Genomic DNA, 16,004 nt, shown 5'->3' with positions numbered 1-16,004 from the left:
CGGCGCGATCCCGCGTCGACGCCGAACCCACCCGCCGCTCGCGGAGGGCACCCCGAGGACGTACGCGCCCGGCGACGGTCACCGGCACGTGCCGGGAGCGCCCGTGGTCACTCCGCGTAGGGCTGGTCCGTGCCCTGGTCGCTGTAGCCGAGGCTCCAGACGTAGCCGTCGGGGTCGGCGAAGGTGCCGCCGTACCCGCCCCACGGCAGGGCGCCGGCGGGCTTGAGGATCGTGGCGCCGGCCTTCTCCGCCTCCGCCATGATCTCGTCGACCCGCGCCTGGCTGCGGACGACGTAGGTGAGGACCACCCCGCTGAAGCCGCTGCCCGCCGGGCTCAGGCCCACCTGCTCGGCCAGGCCCTCGCGGCCGTAGAAGCCGACGAGCGAGCCGTTGTCCGACTCGAAGAACACCGAGATGCCGTAGTCGTCCTTGACCTTCCAGCCGAGGCCCTCCCCGTAGAACTGCTTGGACCGGGCCATGTCCCGGACGCCGAGCAGGATCGAGCTCAGGTTCGCCTTCATGTCTTGTCTCCTTGTGTACGAGAAATGCACGCAAGGCCACGCTACGAACGGTTCGGTGTCCGGCGCTTCTCGATTCCTGACCGGTTCCGGCCACCCGGGTCGCCGCCCCGGGACGGGTGACTCAGCAGCCGACCTCGTGCAGCGCCGGCCACACCGGGTCGCTGCTGCGGCCGCTGACGGTCAACATGCCGCCGTCGGCGCCCCACGTCAGCTCGTACGTGCCCTCGGCGATGGGGCGGTAGCCGTCGTCGGCGGTCCACGAGCCGACCCGCCGGCCGATCCCGACGCGACCCACCTCGTACACCGCGCCGCTGCCGGCGAAGAGGAACGCCGTCTCCCGCGCCACCGCCCGGCAGCCGCCCGGGCCGTCCGGGGTCAGCACGTGGTACGTCGTGGAGAGGTCGTTCAGCCCGCCGAGCGCACTGCCCAGCGCCGTGAGGACGGTCAGCAGCGTCAGCGCCCACCGGGGTCCGCGGCCGGTGGCGGCCGGGCCGGGCGACGACGCGCGTACGCGGCGCCGGAACAGCAGGAGCGCCCACGAGACGACGAGCAGGGCGCCACCCAGCGCCCACCCGGGTACGACGCGCCCGCCGACCACCAGCAGCAGGCCGCTCCAGCCCGCGGCGACCAGCACGGCGGCCAGCACCGCGCATCCCGCCGCGACGGAGCGGAGCGGCGCGGTGCGGGGCGGCCCGCCCGGCGTACCCGATCGATCCGTGGCGTCGCCGGTCGGCGGGTTCGTCCCCGGCCTGGCCTGTCGTTCCGTCGCGTCCCCCGGCACGCGGCCATCGTAGGGAGTCGCCGCCCCGGGTGCGGTCCCGGGCGCGCGGGCCGGGCCGGGGACCGCCACCGCCGGGACGAGCGACGACGCTCCGCCGCCCGGTGCGCGCATCGGCCCGTCCTGATCCGTCGATCCCCGCCGGGGCGCCCCCCGCCGACCGGACGCGGCGTGTCCCGCCTCTGGCGCGATGGCTCAGAGCGGGTATGGTGGTCGATGCCCGGATGTGTGTCCGGACGGGTGGGTGTGACTCGCCGGGCGGTTGACGGATGCTGCCCGCGGGAGCGGGTCACCCCGGCCAGGCCAAGCGCCGAGCGGAATGCGACGAAGGTCGTATTCGGCACTGTACGAAGTGGTCGGTGGTGCCCGCAGGGCTCGTGATCTGGCCCGGGATGCCGAGGCCGGTGGTCCGAACGGCGCGACGTGGCCGACGCTCGGGTCGGCGGTACGCGCACCGCTTTTCTGGGTACCTGCCTTGTGGCACGATCGTGGAACCTCCACCATCCCCGTGACACCTTCTCGACAGGAGCAAACATGTCTGGTCGAAAGCCGGGCCGGCTGCTTGGCTCGCTTCTCGTGCTCGCCGCCCTCGCCAGCGGTGTCGTCGTCGGCGACCTCTCCACCCTCGGGGAAGCGCGGACGATGGACTGGATCTGGAACATGCCGTCGCTCTGACGATCCACGACTTCGATGATGTGAGCCGGCGCGACCGGTGAGGGGAGCGGCATGGCGGGTCGAGGCCGCACCGGTCCCCGCTCGACGGAATACGCCTGGCTGATCACCGGGCCGCTGGCGCTGCTCGCCGTCCTCTGCGCGACGGTGGTCGGCCTGGTCGCCCCGGCACCCTTCGGAAAATGGCCACTGGCAGCGCTGCTGCTGGTGGCCATGGTGGCTGCCGGCCTGCCGGTGCTGAACTTCACGGTCCGCCGGCAGTCCATCGGCATGACGCTGAACGAGATTCCCCTCGTCCTGGCGTTCTTCCTCGTCCGACCGCTCACCGTCGTGACGATCTACACGCTCGCGGCGATCATCACCCACGCGCGGCACCGCTTCGGCGCCACCAAGTTCTGGTTCAACGTGGCCCGGGCGGCCGCGGGGTCGTCGCTGGCAGTGCTCGTGCTCCAGGCGTTTCCGCCGTTGCAGGGCGTGGGCCCGCGCACCTGGCTGACCATGCTCGCCGCGGCGAGCATGGTCAATCTCGTCAGCCTGACCGCCATCGCCGGCGTGCACACGCTCCTGCAGGGCTGGCAGGCCGGCCGGGAGGTGTTCCGCAAGTCCGTTCCCGGGCACCTCGCCGCGGCGATCAACATCGTCTGCGGGATCATCATCCTGATCCTGATCGCCGCCACCTGGTGGTCGCTGCTGCTCCTGGCGGTCCTGGTCGCGGCGCTGGCCCTCGTCTACCGGGCCTACGCGCAGTTCTTCCGGCAGCACCGCACCCTCGCGGACATGTACGAGCTGAGCCGCGCGGTGAGCGAGAGCGGCCAGGACGGCACCCTGCCCGACGCCCTCCTCGGGCGCGTACGGGCGCTGATGCAGGCGGAGTACGCCACGCTCTGGCTGCCCGCCCAGGGGCGGCATCCCGAGGTGCTGCTGACCGCGCGCAACGACGACCCGGGCCTGCTCGACTTCGCCAAGACCCCGGCCGCGCTGCGGGAACGCGCCCGCGACGAGGGCCGTACGGTCGCCGTGGGGCGGGGCATGACGACCGACGGCGACCTGCGCGCGGCGCTCTCGGCGCAGCGCGTCAAGGACGTGATCGTGATCCCGCTGCGGTCCGGGCAGGCGGTCATCGGCACGCTGGAGGTGGCGAACCGGCTGGGGGACAGCAACTACTTCGTCCGCGCCGACGTGCCCCTGTTCGAGACGGTCGCGGCGCACGCGGCGGTGGCGCTGGAGAATTCCCGGCTCGTCGACCGGCTGCGGCACGACGCCTACCATGACACGCTGACCAAGCTGCCCAACCGGCGGCGGATCAGCGGCGCCCTGGACGAGGCGGTGAAGATCCGGGCGCCCGGCGAGGTGGTGGCGCTGCTCCTCTTCGACGTCGACCGGCTGCGCCAGGTCAACGAGTCGCTCGGGCACGCCGCCGGCGACAAGGTGCTGGTCGAGGTCGCCGACCGACTGCGCTCCTGCGCCCCGTCCTCCGCCCTGGTGGGCCGGGCCGGCGGCGACGAGTTCCTCGTCACGCTGCGGCTGGAGAGCGCGGAGGCGGCGGTCGAGCTGGCCGCCCAGCTGCGCGAGCAGATCCGCGACGAGATGGTCTTCGACGCGCTCACCCTGGACGTGGACACGGCGGTCGGTGTCGCCGTGCACCCGGACCACGGCAGCGACGCCGCCTCCCTGCTGCAACGGGTCGACCTGGCGGCGACTGCGGCCAAGTCCGTCCCGGGCAGCGTGCAACTGTTCAACCCGGCGCTGGAGTCCCGGTCGTTGCGGCGGCTCGGGCTCGCCGGCGACCTGCGGCGGGCGCTGGACGAGGGCGAGCTGGAGGTCTACTTCCAGCCGAAGGTGACGCTGCGGGACCGCCGGCTGGTCGGCGTCGAGTGCCTGGCCCGGTGGGAGCATCCGGCGCACGGTTCGGTCGCCCCGGAGGACTTCGTGGCGGTGGCCGAGCACACCGGTCAGCTCGGCCGGCTCACCGAGATCGTCCTCCGGGAGGGGCTGCGGCGCAGCCGGGACTGGTCGCACGCCGGCCAGCCGCTCGCCGTCGCGGTCAACCTCTCCGCCCGTACGCTCACCGACCAGCACTTCCCGGCCCGCGTCTCCGAGCTGCTCGACGAGTACGACGTGCCGCCGCAGCGGCTCACGCTGGAGATCAAGGAGGCCGGGGTGCTGGACGGCACCGACCGGCCCATCCCGACCCTGCGCCGGCTGCGCGACCTCGGCGTGCGGCTCTCGGTCGACGACTTCGGCACGGGCGATTCCTCCCTGGCCCACCTGCGCCGGCTGCCCGTGCACGAGGTGAAGGTCGACCGTTCCTTCGTGCAGGGCATGGCGACGGATCCGGGCGACCTGGCGATCGTGAACGCGGTGGTCACCCTCTCCCAGCAGTTCGGCCTGGCCGTGGTCGCCGAGGGCGTGGAGAGCGAGCTGACGCTGGAGCTGCTGCAGGACATCGGCTGCGAGATCGGCCAGGGCTTCCTGTTCAGCCGGCCGCTGCCGTACGAGCGGCTGGAGGCCTGGTTCGGCGCCCAGGTGGACCCGGAGACCATCACCGCGGGGGAGCTGCCCCGGCTGCGGGTGGTGCCCTGAGCTGCGCGGATGCGCGGGTGGGGGATCCGATTTCATCTCCACCGCGGGGCCGTGTAATGTATCCCCTGCGCGTCACCCCCCGGGGAGATCGCGCAGGCCCCCTTAGCTCAGTCGGCAGAGCGTCTCCATGGTAAGGAGAAGGTCTACGGTTCGATTCCGTAAGGGGGCTCAGAGGGTCCGGCTGGACCCGCCACGGCGGTGTAGCTCAGATGGTAGAGCAAGCGGCTCATAATCGCTGTGTCGCCGGTTCAAGTCCGGCCACCGCTACTCGTCCTCCGGGCTGGTTCCCGGTGGCCGGTGGGATGGGCGCCACAGGCGCCCACTTTGCATGTCCGCGCCGTCAGCGCGTAGGCTGATGCGCCGTAGTTGTTACCCGTTAGCGAGGAAGGCACTCCGCCGTGGCGAAGGCGACCGATGTCCGGCCGAAGATCACTTTGGCGTGTGTGGAGTGCAAGGAGCGCAACTACATCACGCGCAAGAACCGTCGTAACGACCCGGACCGCATCGAGCTGAAGAAGTTCTGCCCGCGGGACGGCAAGCACACGGTCCACCGCGAGACCCGCTGACCGGCGGCCGGCTCCGCCGGCCCGGTCCCTGGCACTTCCGATCGCCGATCCGTTAGGACGGCGCGGCTTCGGCCGTCGCCGCCCGAACGGATCGGCGATCTTTTTTTGCGTGTAGGTTCGCGGCATGTCCCTGGACCCGTCCTTCGTCGGCCGGACGTATCCGCCGACCGCCCCCTACCAGGTGGGCCGAGAAAAGATCCGTGAGTTCGCGACGGCGATCGGCGCGACCGACCCGGCCCACCACGATCCGGAGGCCGCCCGCGCGCTCGGCCACCCCGACGTGGTCGCCCCGCCGACCTTTCCCGTGGTGGTCAGCATGGCCGCCAGCCAGCAGATCATCGACGACCCGGACCTGGGCGTCGACTACAGCCGGGTCGTCCACGGCGACCAGCGCTTCGCCTACACCCGCCCGGTGGTGGCGGGCGACGAGCTGGTCTGCGTCTGCGTCGTCGAGGACGTCAGCAGTCGCGGCGGGCACGACTTCCTGACCACCCGTACCGAGGTCGGCACGCCGGCCGGCGAGCCGGTGGTGACCGTCTGGTCGAAGATCGTCGTACGCGGGGAGGGCTGAGATGGAGCTGCCAGCCAAGACGTTCCGGGTGACGCGCGCGGACCTGGTCCGCTACGCCGGCGCCTCGGGGGACTTCAACCCGATCCACTGGAGCGACCGGTTCGCCACCAAGGTGGGGCTGCCCGGGGTGATCGCCCACGGCATGTTCACCATGGCGCTGGTCGGCCGCGCGCTGACCGAGTGGGCCGGCCGGCCGGACGCGGTCGTCGACTACAACGTCCGCTTCACCCGGCCGGTGGTCGTCCCGGACGACGACGAGGGCACCGAGATCGAGGTCACGGCGGTGGTGCGTGAGGTCACCGAGGAGGGCCTGACCAGGCTCGACGTGACCGCCACGTGCCACGGCGAGAAGGTGCTCTCGCAGGCCCGGGCGACCGTCCGGACGGCGGGCTGACCAGGCCGGCGACGCGCGATGGGCAGACCGGTTGGGAAAGTCGCGCGACTACCCGTACACTGGTCCGCCGTGGGGCAAGTGACCCCTGCGCGGTCGTGTGACCGGGCGGGGCGAGCGTTGCCGCACAGGGGTGTAGCTCAATTGGCAGAGCAGCGGTCTCCAAAACCGCAGGCTGCAGGTTCAAGTCCTGTCACCCCTGCGCCTCAGGCCTGACCGTTCCCGTGGGTCGCGCCGCCCGTAGGGCGGCGTCCGGCCCGTGGTGGTGGCATCGGCGGGGTGGTTCCGAGGCATTCGGGCCGTCCGGTCGATCCGCCGGCCGCGGCCCGTCGCGGGACGGTTGGTCCGGCCGGCGTGACCAAGCGCTGCGCACGCCCACGGCGTGCGACCCGACATCCCGCGACGGAGGGCGAAGTGGCCGACAAGAAGCGGCGCGGCGAGGACGCCGGCGACGACCGTCTGCACGACGAGATCGTCGACGACGTGGCCGACGACGACGCCACCGACGCCGAAGCCGAGGAGCCGGTTTCCCGCGGCGGCACCGCGACCCGGTCGCGGGCGAAGGCCGAGTCGGCCGACAGCCGGCCGAAGACCAAGACGGACACCGATCGCGTGGGTCTGTTCGGCCGCATCGCCCGATTCATCCGCGAGGTCGTGGCCGAGCTGCGTAAGGTCATCTGGCCGACCCGCAAGGAGCTGCTGACCTACACGGCCGTGGTGGTCGCCTTCGTCGCGGTGATGCTGACGATCGTGGCCGGCCTGGACTTCGCCTTCGCGAAGGGCGTGCTGTGGGTCTTCGGCAACCCCAGCTGAGCGGCCGACTGAGCCGATAGTGACGGAAGTGAGCGAGCGTGCCTGAGTACGACGAGACCGCCGAGACCACGGACGAGCAGTCCACGGTGGCGACGGCGGCTGGTGACGAGTCGGTCGAGGCCGCCAGCGAGCCGGAGTTCCCCACCACCGAGCCCGCCCCGGACGAGGATTTCGACCCGGTCGCCGAGCTGCGGCAGAAGCTGCGCTACGCGCCGGGCGACTGGTACGTGGTGCACTCGTACGCCGGCTACGAGAACAAGGTCAAGACCAACCTCGAGACCCGGATCACGAGCCTCGACATGGAGGACTACATCTACCAGGTCGAGGTGCCGACCCGGGAAGAGGTCGAGGTCAAGAACGGGAAGCGGTCGCAGGTCCAGGCCAAGGTCTTCCCGGGCTACATCCTGGTGCGGATGGAGCTGACCGCCGAGTCCTACTCCTGCGTGCGCAACACGCCGGGCGTGACGGGCTTCGTCGGCGCGACCGACCGGGCCGACCGGCCGGCCCCGCTCTCCCTCGACGAGGTGCTGAAGTGGCTGGCGCCGGCCGTCGAGACCGAGCAGAAGAAGGCCAAGCCCGAGATCAAGGTCCTCGACTTCGAGGTCGGCGACTCGGTCACGGTCACCGACGGCGCCTTCGCCTCGCTGCCGGCGACGATCAGCGAGATCAACGCCGACCAGCAGAAGCTCAAGGTGCTCGTGTCGATCTTCGGTCGTGAGACGCCCGTGGAGCTCAACTTCAACCAGGTCACCAAGATCTGACGTACGGTCGCCGGCGGTGGGCAGCGTCCCGCCGCCGGCGCACCCGTTCCCGCCCGCTCGACCTCGGCGGGAGGGACGCCGGGACACTGCGCTACCCTAGAACGTCGCCGCTGTCGAATCGCGCTGACCGTGCGCGCCCGTGGCCGGCACCTTTCCCAGTTTCAAGCCCCAGGAAGAGACATGCCTCCGAAGAAGAAGCTCGTCAAGACGTTCACGCTTCAGCTGCCGGCGGGCCAGGCCACCCCGGCGCCGCCGGTCGGCCCCGCGCTCGGCCAGCACGGCGTGAACATCATGGAGTTCTGCAAGTCCTACAACGCGCAGACCGAGTCCCAGCGGGGCGACATCGTCCCCGCCGAGATCAGCGTCTACGAGGACCGCAGCTTCACGTTCGTGCTGAAGACCCCGCCCGCCGCCCGGCTGCTGATCAAGGCCGCCGGCGTGCAGAAGGGCTCGGGCGTCCCGCACAAGGAGAAGGTCGGCTCGGTCACCCGCGCCCAGGTGCGCGAGATCGCCGAGAAGAAGATGGCCGACCTCAACGCCAACGACGTCGACCAGGCCGAGAAGATCATCGCCGGCACCGCCCGGTCGATGGGCCTCGACGTCACCGACTGACCTCGGTCACCGCCAGATCCAGTTCGTGGGAGGGCGCGCGGACGTCGCGGCCCGCCATAGACCACAGGAGTCACAGGACATGCAGCGCAGCAAGAGCTACCGCAAGGCCGCCGAGGTCATCGACCGGTCGAAGCTCTACACCCCCGCCGAGGCCGTGAAGCTGGCCAAGGACACCACCACCGCCAAGTTCGACGCCACGGTCGAGGTCGCCATGCGCCTCGGCGTCGACCCCCGCAAGGCGGACCAGATGGTCCGCGGCACGGTCAACCTGCCGCACGGCACCGGTAAGACCGCCCGCGTGATCGTCTTCGCCGCCGGCGCGAAGGCCGAGGAGGCCGCCGCCGCCGGTGCGGACGAGGTGGGCACCGACGAGCTGGTCGCCCGGATCCAGGGCGGTTGGCTCGACTTCGACGCGGCGATCGCCACGCCCGACCAGATGGCCAAGATCGGCCGGATCGCGCGGATCCTGGGCCCGCGCGGCCTGATGCCGAACCCGAAGACCGGCACGGTGACCATGGACGTCACCAAGGCCGTCTCGGACATCAAGGGCGGTAAGATCACCTTCCGGGTGGACAAGCACTCGAACCTGCACCTGATCATCGGCAAGGCGTCCTTCTCGGAGAGCCAGCTGATCGACAACTACGCGGCGGTCCTCGACGAGGTCCTGCGGGCCAAGCCGTCCGCCGCGAAGGGCAAGTACCTCAAGAAGGTCACCCTCACCACCACCATGGGCCCGGGCGTCCCGGTCGACCCGAACCTGGTGAAGAACCTGCAGGAGGGCTCGGCCGAGGCCTGAGCACACCAGCACCCGGAACGGGGCGTCGCCACACCGTGGCGGCGCCCCGTTCCGCGTCCGCTGTGGCATGCTCGGCCGGTGCGGCTCGAAGACGTCTGGCTGCGGTACCGGCGGCGTGGGCCCTGGGTGCTGCGGGCAACCGACGTGCGCGTCGACCCGGGCGAGGTCGTGGTCGTGCTCGGCCGCAACGGCGTCGGCAAGTCGACCCTGCTCCAGGTGGCGGCCGGGGTGCTGCGGCCGAGCCGGGGGCGGGTGACCGACCGGCCCCGGCACGTCGGGTGGGTCCCGGAGCGCTTCCCCGCCGACCAGCCCTTCACCGTCGAGCGCTACCTGGCCGCCATGGGGCGCGTCGCCGGCCTCGACCCGCTCGCGGCGGGCCGGGCCGTCGACCACTGGACCGACCGGCTGGGCCTGGCCGGCTTCCGCCGGGTGCGGCTGCCGGAGCTCTCCAAGGGCACCGCCCAGAAGGTCGGCCTGGCCCAGGCGGTGCTGCGCCCGCCCGGCCTGCTGGTGCTCGACGAGCCGTGGGAGGGGCTGGACGCCGCCACCCGGGAGCTGGTGCCCGCCGTGATCGACGAGGTGGCGACCGCGGGCGGGGCGGTGCTGGTCAGCGACCATCGCGGCGAGATCGCCCGGCTGCCCGACGCCCGGCGCTGGACGGTGGCCGACGGCGCCGTCACCGAGGCCGCGCCGCCGCCCGACGAGGCAGTCGCCGTGGTCGAGGTGGCGGTGCCGGCCGCGCGGGTCGCCGGCGCCGTCGCCCGGTTGCGCGCCGAGGGGCATCACGTCCTTCGCGTACGCCCCGGCGCGTCCGCGCCGCCCGACCCCGCCCAGGGGACGGCGGTGCCGGCCGCGGAGATCGGCGCTGCGGAGCCGGGCGGGCCGGCCGGCGGGGGAGCGCGGTGACCGCCCTGCTCCGGCTGCGGCTGGCCGGCTTCCTGCGTACGGGGCGGGCGCTGGCCCCGCTGCTCGCCGGCCTGGTGGCCCTCGGCATCCTCTACGGCGGCGGTCGGGCCCAGCCGGGCGAGGCGTACGGCGTCTCGGCGGTGGTGCTCTTCCCGGTGCTGGCCTGGCAGACCAAGGTGCTGCTGGACGTCGAGCCCGACGTGCAGCGCCGGCTGGCCCAGGCCCTGGTCGGCGCGCGCCGGGAGCGGCTCGCCGGCCTGCTCGCCGCCGGCGTGGCCGGGCTGGGCACGGTGGCCGTCGCGCTGACCTTCCCGTGGCTGGTCGGCGGGGTCACCGGTCCCGTGGCGCCGGACGACCGCCCGGTGCCCCTCGGCATCGCCGTCGGGCTGTGGGCGCACCTGCTGGCCGTACCGGCGGCGGTGGCGCTCGGGGCGCTGGCCAGCCGCGCCTCGGCGGGCGGCGCGGGGCGCGGCGTCGCGGTGCTGGCGCTGGGCGGCGTCGGCGCGGTCGTGCTCGGCCTGAGCGGCTCGGTGGCGCCGTGGCTGGCGCCGCCGGTGATGGCGACGGCGCGGGCCGCCGCCGGCGACCTGGGCGCGCCGACCGTGGCGCTGCTGACCGCCTGGGCCGCCGCCTGGAGCGCGGTCGCCGGCGCGGCCTACCTCTGGCGGCGTCGCCACCGCCCCTGAGCGTCCACCGCCGGGTAGTCAACTCGTCCCACGCGCGGCGTGACCCGGCACACCCGGGGCGATTTGGCGGTCGCGGCACTCCTCGCGTAACCTTGGCCGCGAAGTTCCACCCAGAGACCGCTGGTCACCGTGCCCCGGCACGGTCGAAGGTCCCGCGACGACGGGCGACCCGCGCAGGGCGGTAAGCGAAATTCGGTGCTGAGCACGGTCCGCCGACTGTGCCTCGTGTCCCGGCCCTCGCCCCGTGCGCCCTGCGCCGGGGCTTTCTCGTTCTCGTGATGCCTCCGCTCCCGTCGAAAGCTCCGGCCGACGACGGTGACCAGCCTCGAGCAACGAGAGAGGAGGGACATGGCGGACAAGCCGATCCGGGCCGACAAGGCCACGGCCGTCGCTGAGCTGACCGAGAGCTTCCGCAACGCGGGCGCCACGGTGCTGACCGAGTACCGCGGTCTGACGGTTTCCCAGCTCACCCAGCTGCGACGCTCGCTCGGCAAGGAGACCAGCTACACGGTCGCGAAGAACACGCTCGCGAAGCGTGCCGCGTCCGACGCTGGCATCTCCGGTCTCGACGAGATGTTCACCGGTCCTACCGCGCTGACTTTCGTTTCGGGCGACGTCGTCGAGGCGGCGAAGGGGCTTCGCGACTTCGCGAAGGCCAACCCGAAGCTCGTCATCAAGGGCGGTGTCTTCGAGGGCAAGGCCATTTCCGCGGCCGAGGTCACGAAGCTCGCCGACCTGGAGTCCCGTGAGGTGCTGCTGGCCAAGCTGGCCGGCGCGATGAAGGGCAACCTGAGCAAGGCCGCGGCCCTGTTCCAGGCTCCGCTCTCCAAGGCCGCCCGTGCGGCGGCCGCCCTGGCGGACAAGCGCGAGAAGGAGGGCGCCGAGGCGGCCTGAGGCCCCGCGGCGCACCCAGTTCTTACCTAACAGATTCAGGAAAGGACGCCAGACATGGCGAAGCTCAGCACCGACGAGCTGCTCGACGCGTTCAAGGAGATGACGCTGATCGAGCTCTCCGAGTTCGTGAAGCAGTTCGAGGAGACCTTCGAGGTCACCGCCGCCGCCCCGGTCGCCGTGGCCGCGGGTGCCCCGGCCGCCGGCGGTGCCGCCGCCCCGGCCGAGGATGAGAAGGACGAGTTCGACGTCATCCTCGAGGCTGACGGCGGCAAGAAGATCCAGGTCATCAAGGTCGTGCGCGAGCTGACCGGCCTGGGCCTCAAGGAGGCCAAGGACCTGGTCGAGGCCGCTCCGAAGGCCGTCCTGGAGAAGGCCAACAAGGAGACCGCCGACAAGGCCAAGGCCAAGCTCGAGGGCGAGGGCGCCAAGGTCACCCTCAAGTGACCTGAGGTCGACCAGGCGCGCGTCCGGCTCACGTGAGCCGGGGCACACCGCGTCACGGCGGGCGGTGATCCGACAGCGGATCGCCGCCCGCCGTCGTGGTGCACCCGGCGTCCAACGCGGTGAGCAGGGCGTCCGCGCCCGGCGACGGCGACCGTGCGGCGCCTGCCGGTAGCCCGCGGGTGGGAAAGACGGGGCGACCCGGATGCCGGCCCTTGACGCGGCCCCGGGCTGACAGGCACGCTGACACCAGCAAGACCTTCCGCGCTTGCAACGGCCACCACTTGGGTAATGGCAGCGGCAGCACCACCGGCCGCCACACCCGAGCGGCCCGGCAGGAACGTCGCGTTCCGAGCGGCCCGGTGAGACCCCGTTCGAGGGGGTCCCGAGGCACGTTCCGCGACGACCTGCGGGGTGGGCTGGACAGCGGTTAGCCTCTCGGCTACACTGCTAGTTTGCGCTGCCTTCCGACTTGACCCCTGCTCGGAAATGTCCGGTTATGGATATTTCCGGTGGGGTCATTGGAGTGCACGCGTACCAGCCGTTCTGCAGCACCGGTCCTCGGAAGGACGCATCTTGGCAGCTTCCCGCCCTGCGAAGACCAGTCGTACGTCGAGCGCATTCGCTCCCCGCCGAGTTTCATTCGGCAGGATCACCGAACACCTCGAGGTCCCCAACCTCCTCGCCATCCAGAACGAGTCCTTCGACTGGCTCGTCGGCAACGAGGCTTGGCAGGGCCGGTCGGCGGACGACCCGCACGCACGCTCGGGTCTCGCGGAGATCCTCGACGAGATCAGTCCCATTGAGGACTTCTCCGGCACCATGTCGCTCTCCTTCTCGGCTCCGCGCTTCGACGAGGTCAAGGCCTCGATCGAGGAGTGCAAGGAGAAGGACCTGACCTACTGCGCGCCGCTGTTCGTGACCGCGGAGTTCACCAACAACACCACCGGCGAGATCAAGAGCCAGACGGTGTTCATGGGTGACTTCCCGATGATGACGCCGAAGGGCACCTTCATCATCAACGGCACCGAGCGCGTCGTCGTCAGCCAGCTCGTCCGGTCCCCGGGCGTCTACTTCGACAAGCAGCCGGACAAGACCTCCGACCGCGACCTCTCCAGCGTCAAGGTGATCCCGAGCCGGGGTGCCTGGCTGGAGTTCGACATCGACAAGCGCGAGACGGTCGGCGTTCGCATCGACCGCAAGCGCCGGCAGGCCGTCACGGTGCTGCTCAAGGCCATCGGTTGGTCGGCCGAGCGGATCCGCGAGCGGTTCGGCTGGTCCGAGCTGATGATGACCACGCTCGAGAAGGACCACATCGCCGGCCAGGACGAGGCGCTACTCGACATCTACCGGAAGCTCCGCCCTGGCGAGCCGCCGACCCGCGAGAACGCCCAGACCCTGCTCGACAACCTCTTCTTCAACCCGAAGCGGTACGACGTCGCCAAGGTCGGGCGTTACAAGTTCAACAAGAAGCTCGAGCTGGAGGTGCCGATCACCACCGGCACGCTGACCGAGGACGACATCGTCGCCACCGTGGAATACCTCTGCCGGCTGCACGCCGGTGAGGAGGGCTACGAGGCCGACGACATCGACCACTTCGGCAACCGGCGCCTGCGTACGGTGGGCGAGCTGATCCAGAACCAGGTCCGGGTCGGTCTGTCCCGGATGGAGCGCGTCGTCCGCGAGCGGATGACGACCCAGGACGTCGAGGCGATCACGCCGCAGACCCTGATCAACATCCGCCCGGTGGTGGCGGCGATCAAGGAGTTCTTCGGCACCTCGCAGCTGTCCCAGTTCATGGACCAGACCAACCCGCTGGCGGGCCTGACCCACCGGCGCCGGCTGAGCGCGCTCGGCCCGGGTGGTCTGTCCCGGGAGCGGGCCGGCTTCGAGGTCCGCGACGTGCACCCGTCCCACTACGGCCGGATGTGCCCGATCGAGACGCCGGAAGGCCCGAACATCGGTCTGATCGGCGCGCTGTCCACCTTCGCCCGGGTCAACCCGTTCGGCTTCATCGAGACGCCGTACCGGAAGGTCGTCGACGGTCGGGTCACCGACCAGATCGACTACCTGACCGCGGACGAGGAGGACCGGTTCGTCAAGGCGCAGGCCAACGCGCCGCTGCGGGCCGACGGCACGTTCGCCGAGGACCGCGTCCTGGTCCGCCGTAAGGGCGGCGAGACCGAGGACGTCCCGCCGGCGTCCGTGGACTACATGGACGTGTCGCCGCGGCAGATGACCTCGGTCGCGACCGCGATGATCCCGTTCCTCGAGCACGACGACGCCAACCGGGCGCTGATGGGCGCGAACATGCAGCGCCAGGCGGTGCCGCTGGTCAAGGCCGAGTCCCCGCTGGTCGGCACCGGCATGGAATACCGTGCCGCGGTCGACGCCGGTGACGTGGTCGTCGCCGAGGTCGGTGGTGTCATCGAGGACCTCTGCGCCGACTACATCACCATCCACCAGGACGACGGCCACCGCCGCACGTACCTGCTGCACAAGTTCCGCCGCTCCAACGCCGGCTCCTGCGTCAACCAGAAGCCGGTCGTCTTCGAGGGCGATCGCGTCGAGGCCGGCCAGGTCATCGCCGACGGTCCCTGCACCGACGAGGGCGAGATGGCGCTCGGGCGCAACCTGCTCGTGGCGTTCATGTGCTGGGAGGGCCACAACTACGAGGACGCGATCATCCTGTCGCAGCGCCTCGTGCAGCAGGACGTCCTCACCTCGATCCACATCGAGGAGCACGAGGTCGACGCCCGGGACACCAAGCTGGGCCCGGAGGAGATCACCCGCGACATCCCGAACGTCAGCGAGGAGATGCTCGCCGACCTCGACGAGCGCGGCATCATCCGGATCGGCGCCGAGGTCGTCCCCGGTGACATCCTGGTCGGCAAGGTCACGCCCAAGGGCGAGACCGAGCTGACCCCGGAGGAGCGGCTGCTCCGCGCGATCTTCGGTGAGAAGGCGCGCGAGGTCCGCGACACCTCGCTGAAGGTGCCGCACGGCGAGACCGGCACGGTCATCGGCGTGCGTACCTTCTCCCGCGAGGACGGCGACGAGCTGCCGCCGGGCGTCAACGAGCTGGTCCGGGTCTACGTCGCCCAGAAGCGGAAGATCCAGGACGGTGACAAGCTCGCCGGCCGGCACGGCAACAAGGGCGTCATCTCCAAGATCCTTCCGGTCGAGGACATGCCGTTCCTCGAGGACGGCACCCCGGTCGACATCGTGCTCAACCCGCTGGGTGTGCCGAGCCGGATGAACATCGGCCAGGTGCTGGAGACGCACCTCGGCTGGGTGGCCAAGACCGGTTGGAAGGTCGACGGCGACGACGCCGAGTGGAAGCGTCAGCTCCGCTCGATCGAGGCGCACGAGTCCGAGCCGGACACCAACGTGGCCACGCCGGTCTTCGACGGCGCCCGCGAGGAGGAGATCTCCGGTCTGCTGGCGTCGACCCTGCCCAACCGGGACGGCAAGCAGCTGATCGGCTCCACCGGCAAGGCGCAGCTTTTCGACGGCCGCTCCGGCGAGCCGCTGCCGGACCCGATCGCGGTCGGCTACATCTACATCCTGAAGCTCAACCACCTGGTCGACGACAAGATCCACGCCCGGTCGACCGGCCCGTACTCGATGATCACGCAGCAGCCGCTGGGTGGTAAGGCGCAGTTCGGTGGCCAGCGCTTCGGTGAGATGGAGTGCTGGGCGATGCAGGCGTACGGCGCCGCCTACGCCCTGCAGGAGCTGTTGACGATCAAGTCCGACGACGTCCTCGGCCGGGTCAAGGTCTACGAGGCGATCGTCAAGGGCGAGAACATCCCCGAGCCGGGCATCCCCGAGTCGTTCAAGGTGCTGCTCAAGGAGCTGCAGTCGCTGTGCCTCAACGTCGAGGTGCTCTCCAGCGACGGCGTGGCCCTCGAGATGCGCGAGACCGACGACGAGGTGTTCCGGGCCGCGGAGGAGCTGGGCATCGACCTGTCCCGGCGCGAGCCGAGCTCGGTCGAAGAGGTCTGAGGTGA

Annotated in this window: 16 protein-coding genes and 3 tRNA genes; 17 read left to right on the top strand and 2 right to left on the bottom strand. The window is 71.2% G+C overall.

What is annotated here, in order from left to right; translation table 11 throughout:
• Positions 1-107 precede the first annotated feature (107 nt).
• Together ACWENR_RS07725 and ACWENR_RS07720 are read right to left on the bottom strand one after the other, a co-directional pair.
• Complete coding sequence (locus ACWENR_RS07725; RefSeq protein ID WP_452276230.1) at positions 108-521, bottom strand: VOC family protein; 414 nt, start codon at positions 519-521, stop codon at positions 108-110.
• A gap of 121 nt (positions 522-642) precedes the next feature.
• On the bottom strand, positions 643-1,302 hold the full coding sequence (locus tag ACWENR_RS07720; protein ID WP_452276229.1) for a hypothetical protein: 660 nt from the start codon (positions 1,300-1,302) through the stop codon (positions 643-645).
• Positions 1,303-1,833: 531 nt separating this feature from the next.
• Between ACWENR_RS07720 and ACWENR_RS07715 the strand changes: the two genes are divergently transcribed.
• From ACWENR_RS07715 to rpoB, 17 genes are all read left to right on the top strand, one after another.
• The gene (locus ACWENR_RS07715; RefSeq protein WP_176737369.1) at positions 1,834-1,974 is read left to right on the top strand and encodes a hypothetical protein; all 141 of its coding nucleotides are present in this window, start codon (positions 1,834-1,836) and stop codon (positions 1,972-1,974) included.
• 51 nt (positions 1,975-2,025) lie between these two features.
• On the top strand, positions 2,026-4,554 hold the full coding sequence (locus ACWENR_RS07710; protein ID WP_452276228.1) for a putative bifunctional diguanylate cyclase/phosphodiesterase: 2,529 nt from the start codon (positions 2,026-2,028) through the stop codon (positions 4,552-4,554).
• 96 nt (positions 4,555-4,650) lie between these two features.
• A tRNA-Thr gene (locus tag ACWENR_RS07705) sits at positions 4,651-4,723 on the top strand.
• 25 nt (positions 4,724-4,748) lie between these two features.
• Positions 4,749-4,821: transfer RNA gene (locus ACWENR_RS07700), tRNA-Met, on the top strand.
• Positions 4,822-4,952: 131 nt separating this feature from the next.
• A complete protein-coding gene (gene rpmG, locus ACWENR_RS07695; protein ID WP_013288652.1) occupies positions 4,953-5,120 on the top strand; it encodes a 50S ribosomal protein L33 in 168 nt (55 codons plus the stop codon).
• A 124-nt stretch (positions 5,121-5,244) separates the two neighbouring features.
• Positions 5,245-5,691 carry an FAS1-like dehydratase domain-containing protein gene (locus ACWENR_RS07690; RefSeq protein WP_452276227.1) on the top strand — a complete coding sequence of 149 codons (447 nt, stop codon included), beginning with the start codon at positions 5,245-5,247 and terminating at the stop codon, positions 5,689-5,691.
• 1 nt (position 5,692) lies between these two features.
• Complete coding sequence (locus ACWENR_RS07685; RefSeq protein WP_452276226.1) at positions 5,693-6,085, top strand: MaoC family dehydratase; 393 nt, start codon at positions 5,693-5,695, stop codon at positions 6,083-6,085.
• Positions 6,086-6,211: 126 nt separating this feature from the next.
• A tRNA-Trp gene (locus ACWENR_RS07680) sits at positions 6,212-6,284 on the top strand.
• Positions 6,285-6,496: 212 nt separating this feature from the next.
• Complete coding sequence (gene secE, locus ACWENR_RS07675; protein ID WP_452276225.1) at positions 6,497-6,895, top strand: preprotein translocase subunit SecE; 399 nt, start codon at positions 6,497-6,499, stop codon at positions 6,893-6,895.
• 38 nt (positions 6,896-6,933) lie between these two features.
• Positions 6,934-7,656 carry a transcription termination/antitermination protein NusG gene (gene nusG, locus ACWENR_RS07670; RefSeq protein WP_091102517.1) on the top strand — a complete coding sequence of 241 codons (723 nt, stop codon included), beginning with the start codon at positions 6,934-6,936 and terminating at the stop codon, positions 7,654-7,656.
• 180 nt (positions 7,657-7,836) lie between these two features.
• Positions 7,837-8,268, top strand: coding sequence for a 50S ribosomal protein L11 (gene rplK / locus ACWENR_RS07665; protein WP_452276224.1), 432 nt, complete (start codon positions 7,837-7,839; stop codon positions 8,266-8,268).
• A gap of 79 nt (positions 8,269-8,347) precedes the next feature.
• Positions 8,348-9,064 (top strand): 50S ribosomal protein L1, encoded by a 717-nt coding sequence (gene rplA / locus ACWENR_RS07660; RefSeq protein ID WP_452276223.1) that lies wholly within the window; start codon positions 8,348-8,350, stop codon positions 9,062-9,064.
• Between the two features lie 78 nt (positions 9,065-9,142).
• Positions 9,143-9,970, top strand: a complete 828-nt coding sequence (locus tag ACWENR_RS07655; protein ID WP_452276222.1) for an ATP-binding cassette domain-containing protein — start codon at positions 9,143-9,145, stop codon at positions 9,968-9,970.
• Positions 9,967-10,656: a hypothetical protein gene (locus ACWENR_RS07650; RefSeq protein WP_452276221.1), complete on the top strand. Its 690-nt coding sequence runs from the start codon at positions 9,967-9,969 to the stop codon at positions 10,654-10,656. The genes ACWENR_RS07655 and ACWENR_RS07650 overlap by 4 nt, the downstream gene beginning before the upstream one ends.
• A gap of 348 nt (positions 10,657-11,004) precedes the next feature.
• Entirely contained in the window at positions 11,005-11,550 is a 546-nt protein-coding gene (gene rplJ / locus ACWENR_RS07645; protein ID WP_091102532.1) for a 50S ribosomal protein L10, read from the top strand.
• 54 nt (positions 11,551-11,604) lie between these two features.
• The gene (gene rplL / locus ACWENR_RS07640; protein WP_452276220.1) at positions 11,605-11,994 is read left to right on the top strand and encodes a 50S ribosomal protein L7/L12; all 390 of its coding nucleotides are present in this window, start codon (positions 11,605-11,607) and stop codon (positions 11,992-11,994) included.
• Positions 11,995-12,567: 573 nt separating this feature from the next.
• Positions 12,568-15,999: a DNA-directed RNA polymerase subunit beta gene (rpoB, locus tag ACWENR_RS07635; RefSeq protein ID WP_452276219.1), complete on the top strand. Its 3,432-nt coding sequence runs from the start codon at positions 12,568-12,570 to the stop codon at positions 15,997-15,999.
• Positions 16,000-16,004 lie beyond the last annotated feature (5 nt).

This window comes from Micromonospora sp. NPDC004336 (genome assembly GCF_053602615.1).
This window is presented reverse-complemented; position numbering and strand designations above follow the sequence as displayed.

Coding starts and splice junctions, on each gene's coding strand:
- ACWENR_RS07725 (WP_452276230.1), bottom strand. CDS start 521: ATGAAGGCGAACCTGAGCTCGATCCTGCTCGGCGTCCGGGACATGGCC.
- ACWENR_RS07715 (WP_176737369.1), top strand. CDS start 1,834: ATGTCTGGTCGAAAGCCGGGCCGGCTGCTTGGCTCGCTTCTCGTGCTC.
- ACWENR_RS07710 (WP_452276228.1), top strand. CDS start 2,026: ATGGCGGGTCGAGGCCGCACCGGTCCCCGCTCGACGGAATACGCCTGG.
- ACWENR_RS07690 (WP_452276227.1), top strand. CDS start 5,245: ATGTCCCTGGACCCGTCCTTCGTCGGCCGGACGTATCCGCCGACCGCC.
- ACWENR_RS07685 (WP_452276226.1), top strand. CDS start 5,693: ATGGAGCTGCCAGCCAAGACGTTCCGGGTGACGCGCGCGGACCTGGTC.
- rplK (WP_452276224.1), top strand. CDS start 7,837: ATGCCTCCGAAGAAGAAGCTCGTCAAGACGTTCACGCTTCAGCTGCCG.
- rplA (WP_452276223.1), top strand. CDS start 8,348: ATGCAGCGCAGCAAGAGCTACCGCAAGGCCGCCGAGGTCATCGACCGG.
- rplJ (WP_091102532.1), top strand. CDS start 11,005: ATGGCGGACAAGCCGATCCGGGCCGACAAGGCCACGGCCGTCGCTGAG.
- rplL (WP_452276220.1), top strand. CDS start 11,605: ATGGCGAAGCTCAGCACCGACGAGCTGCTCGACGCGTTCAAGGAGATG.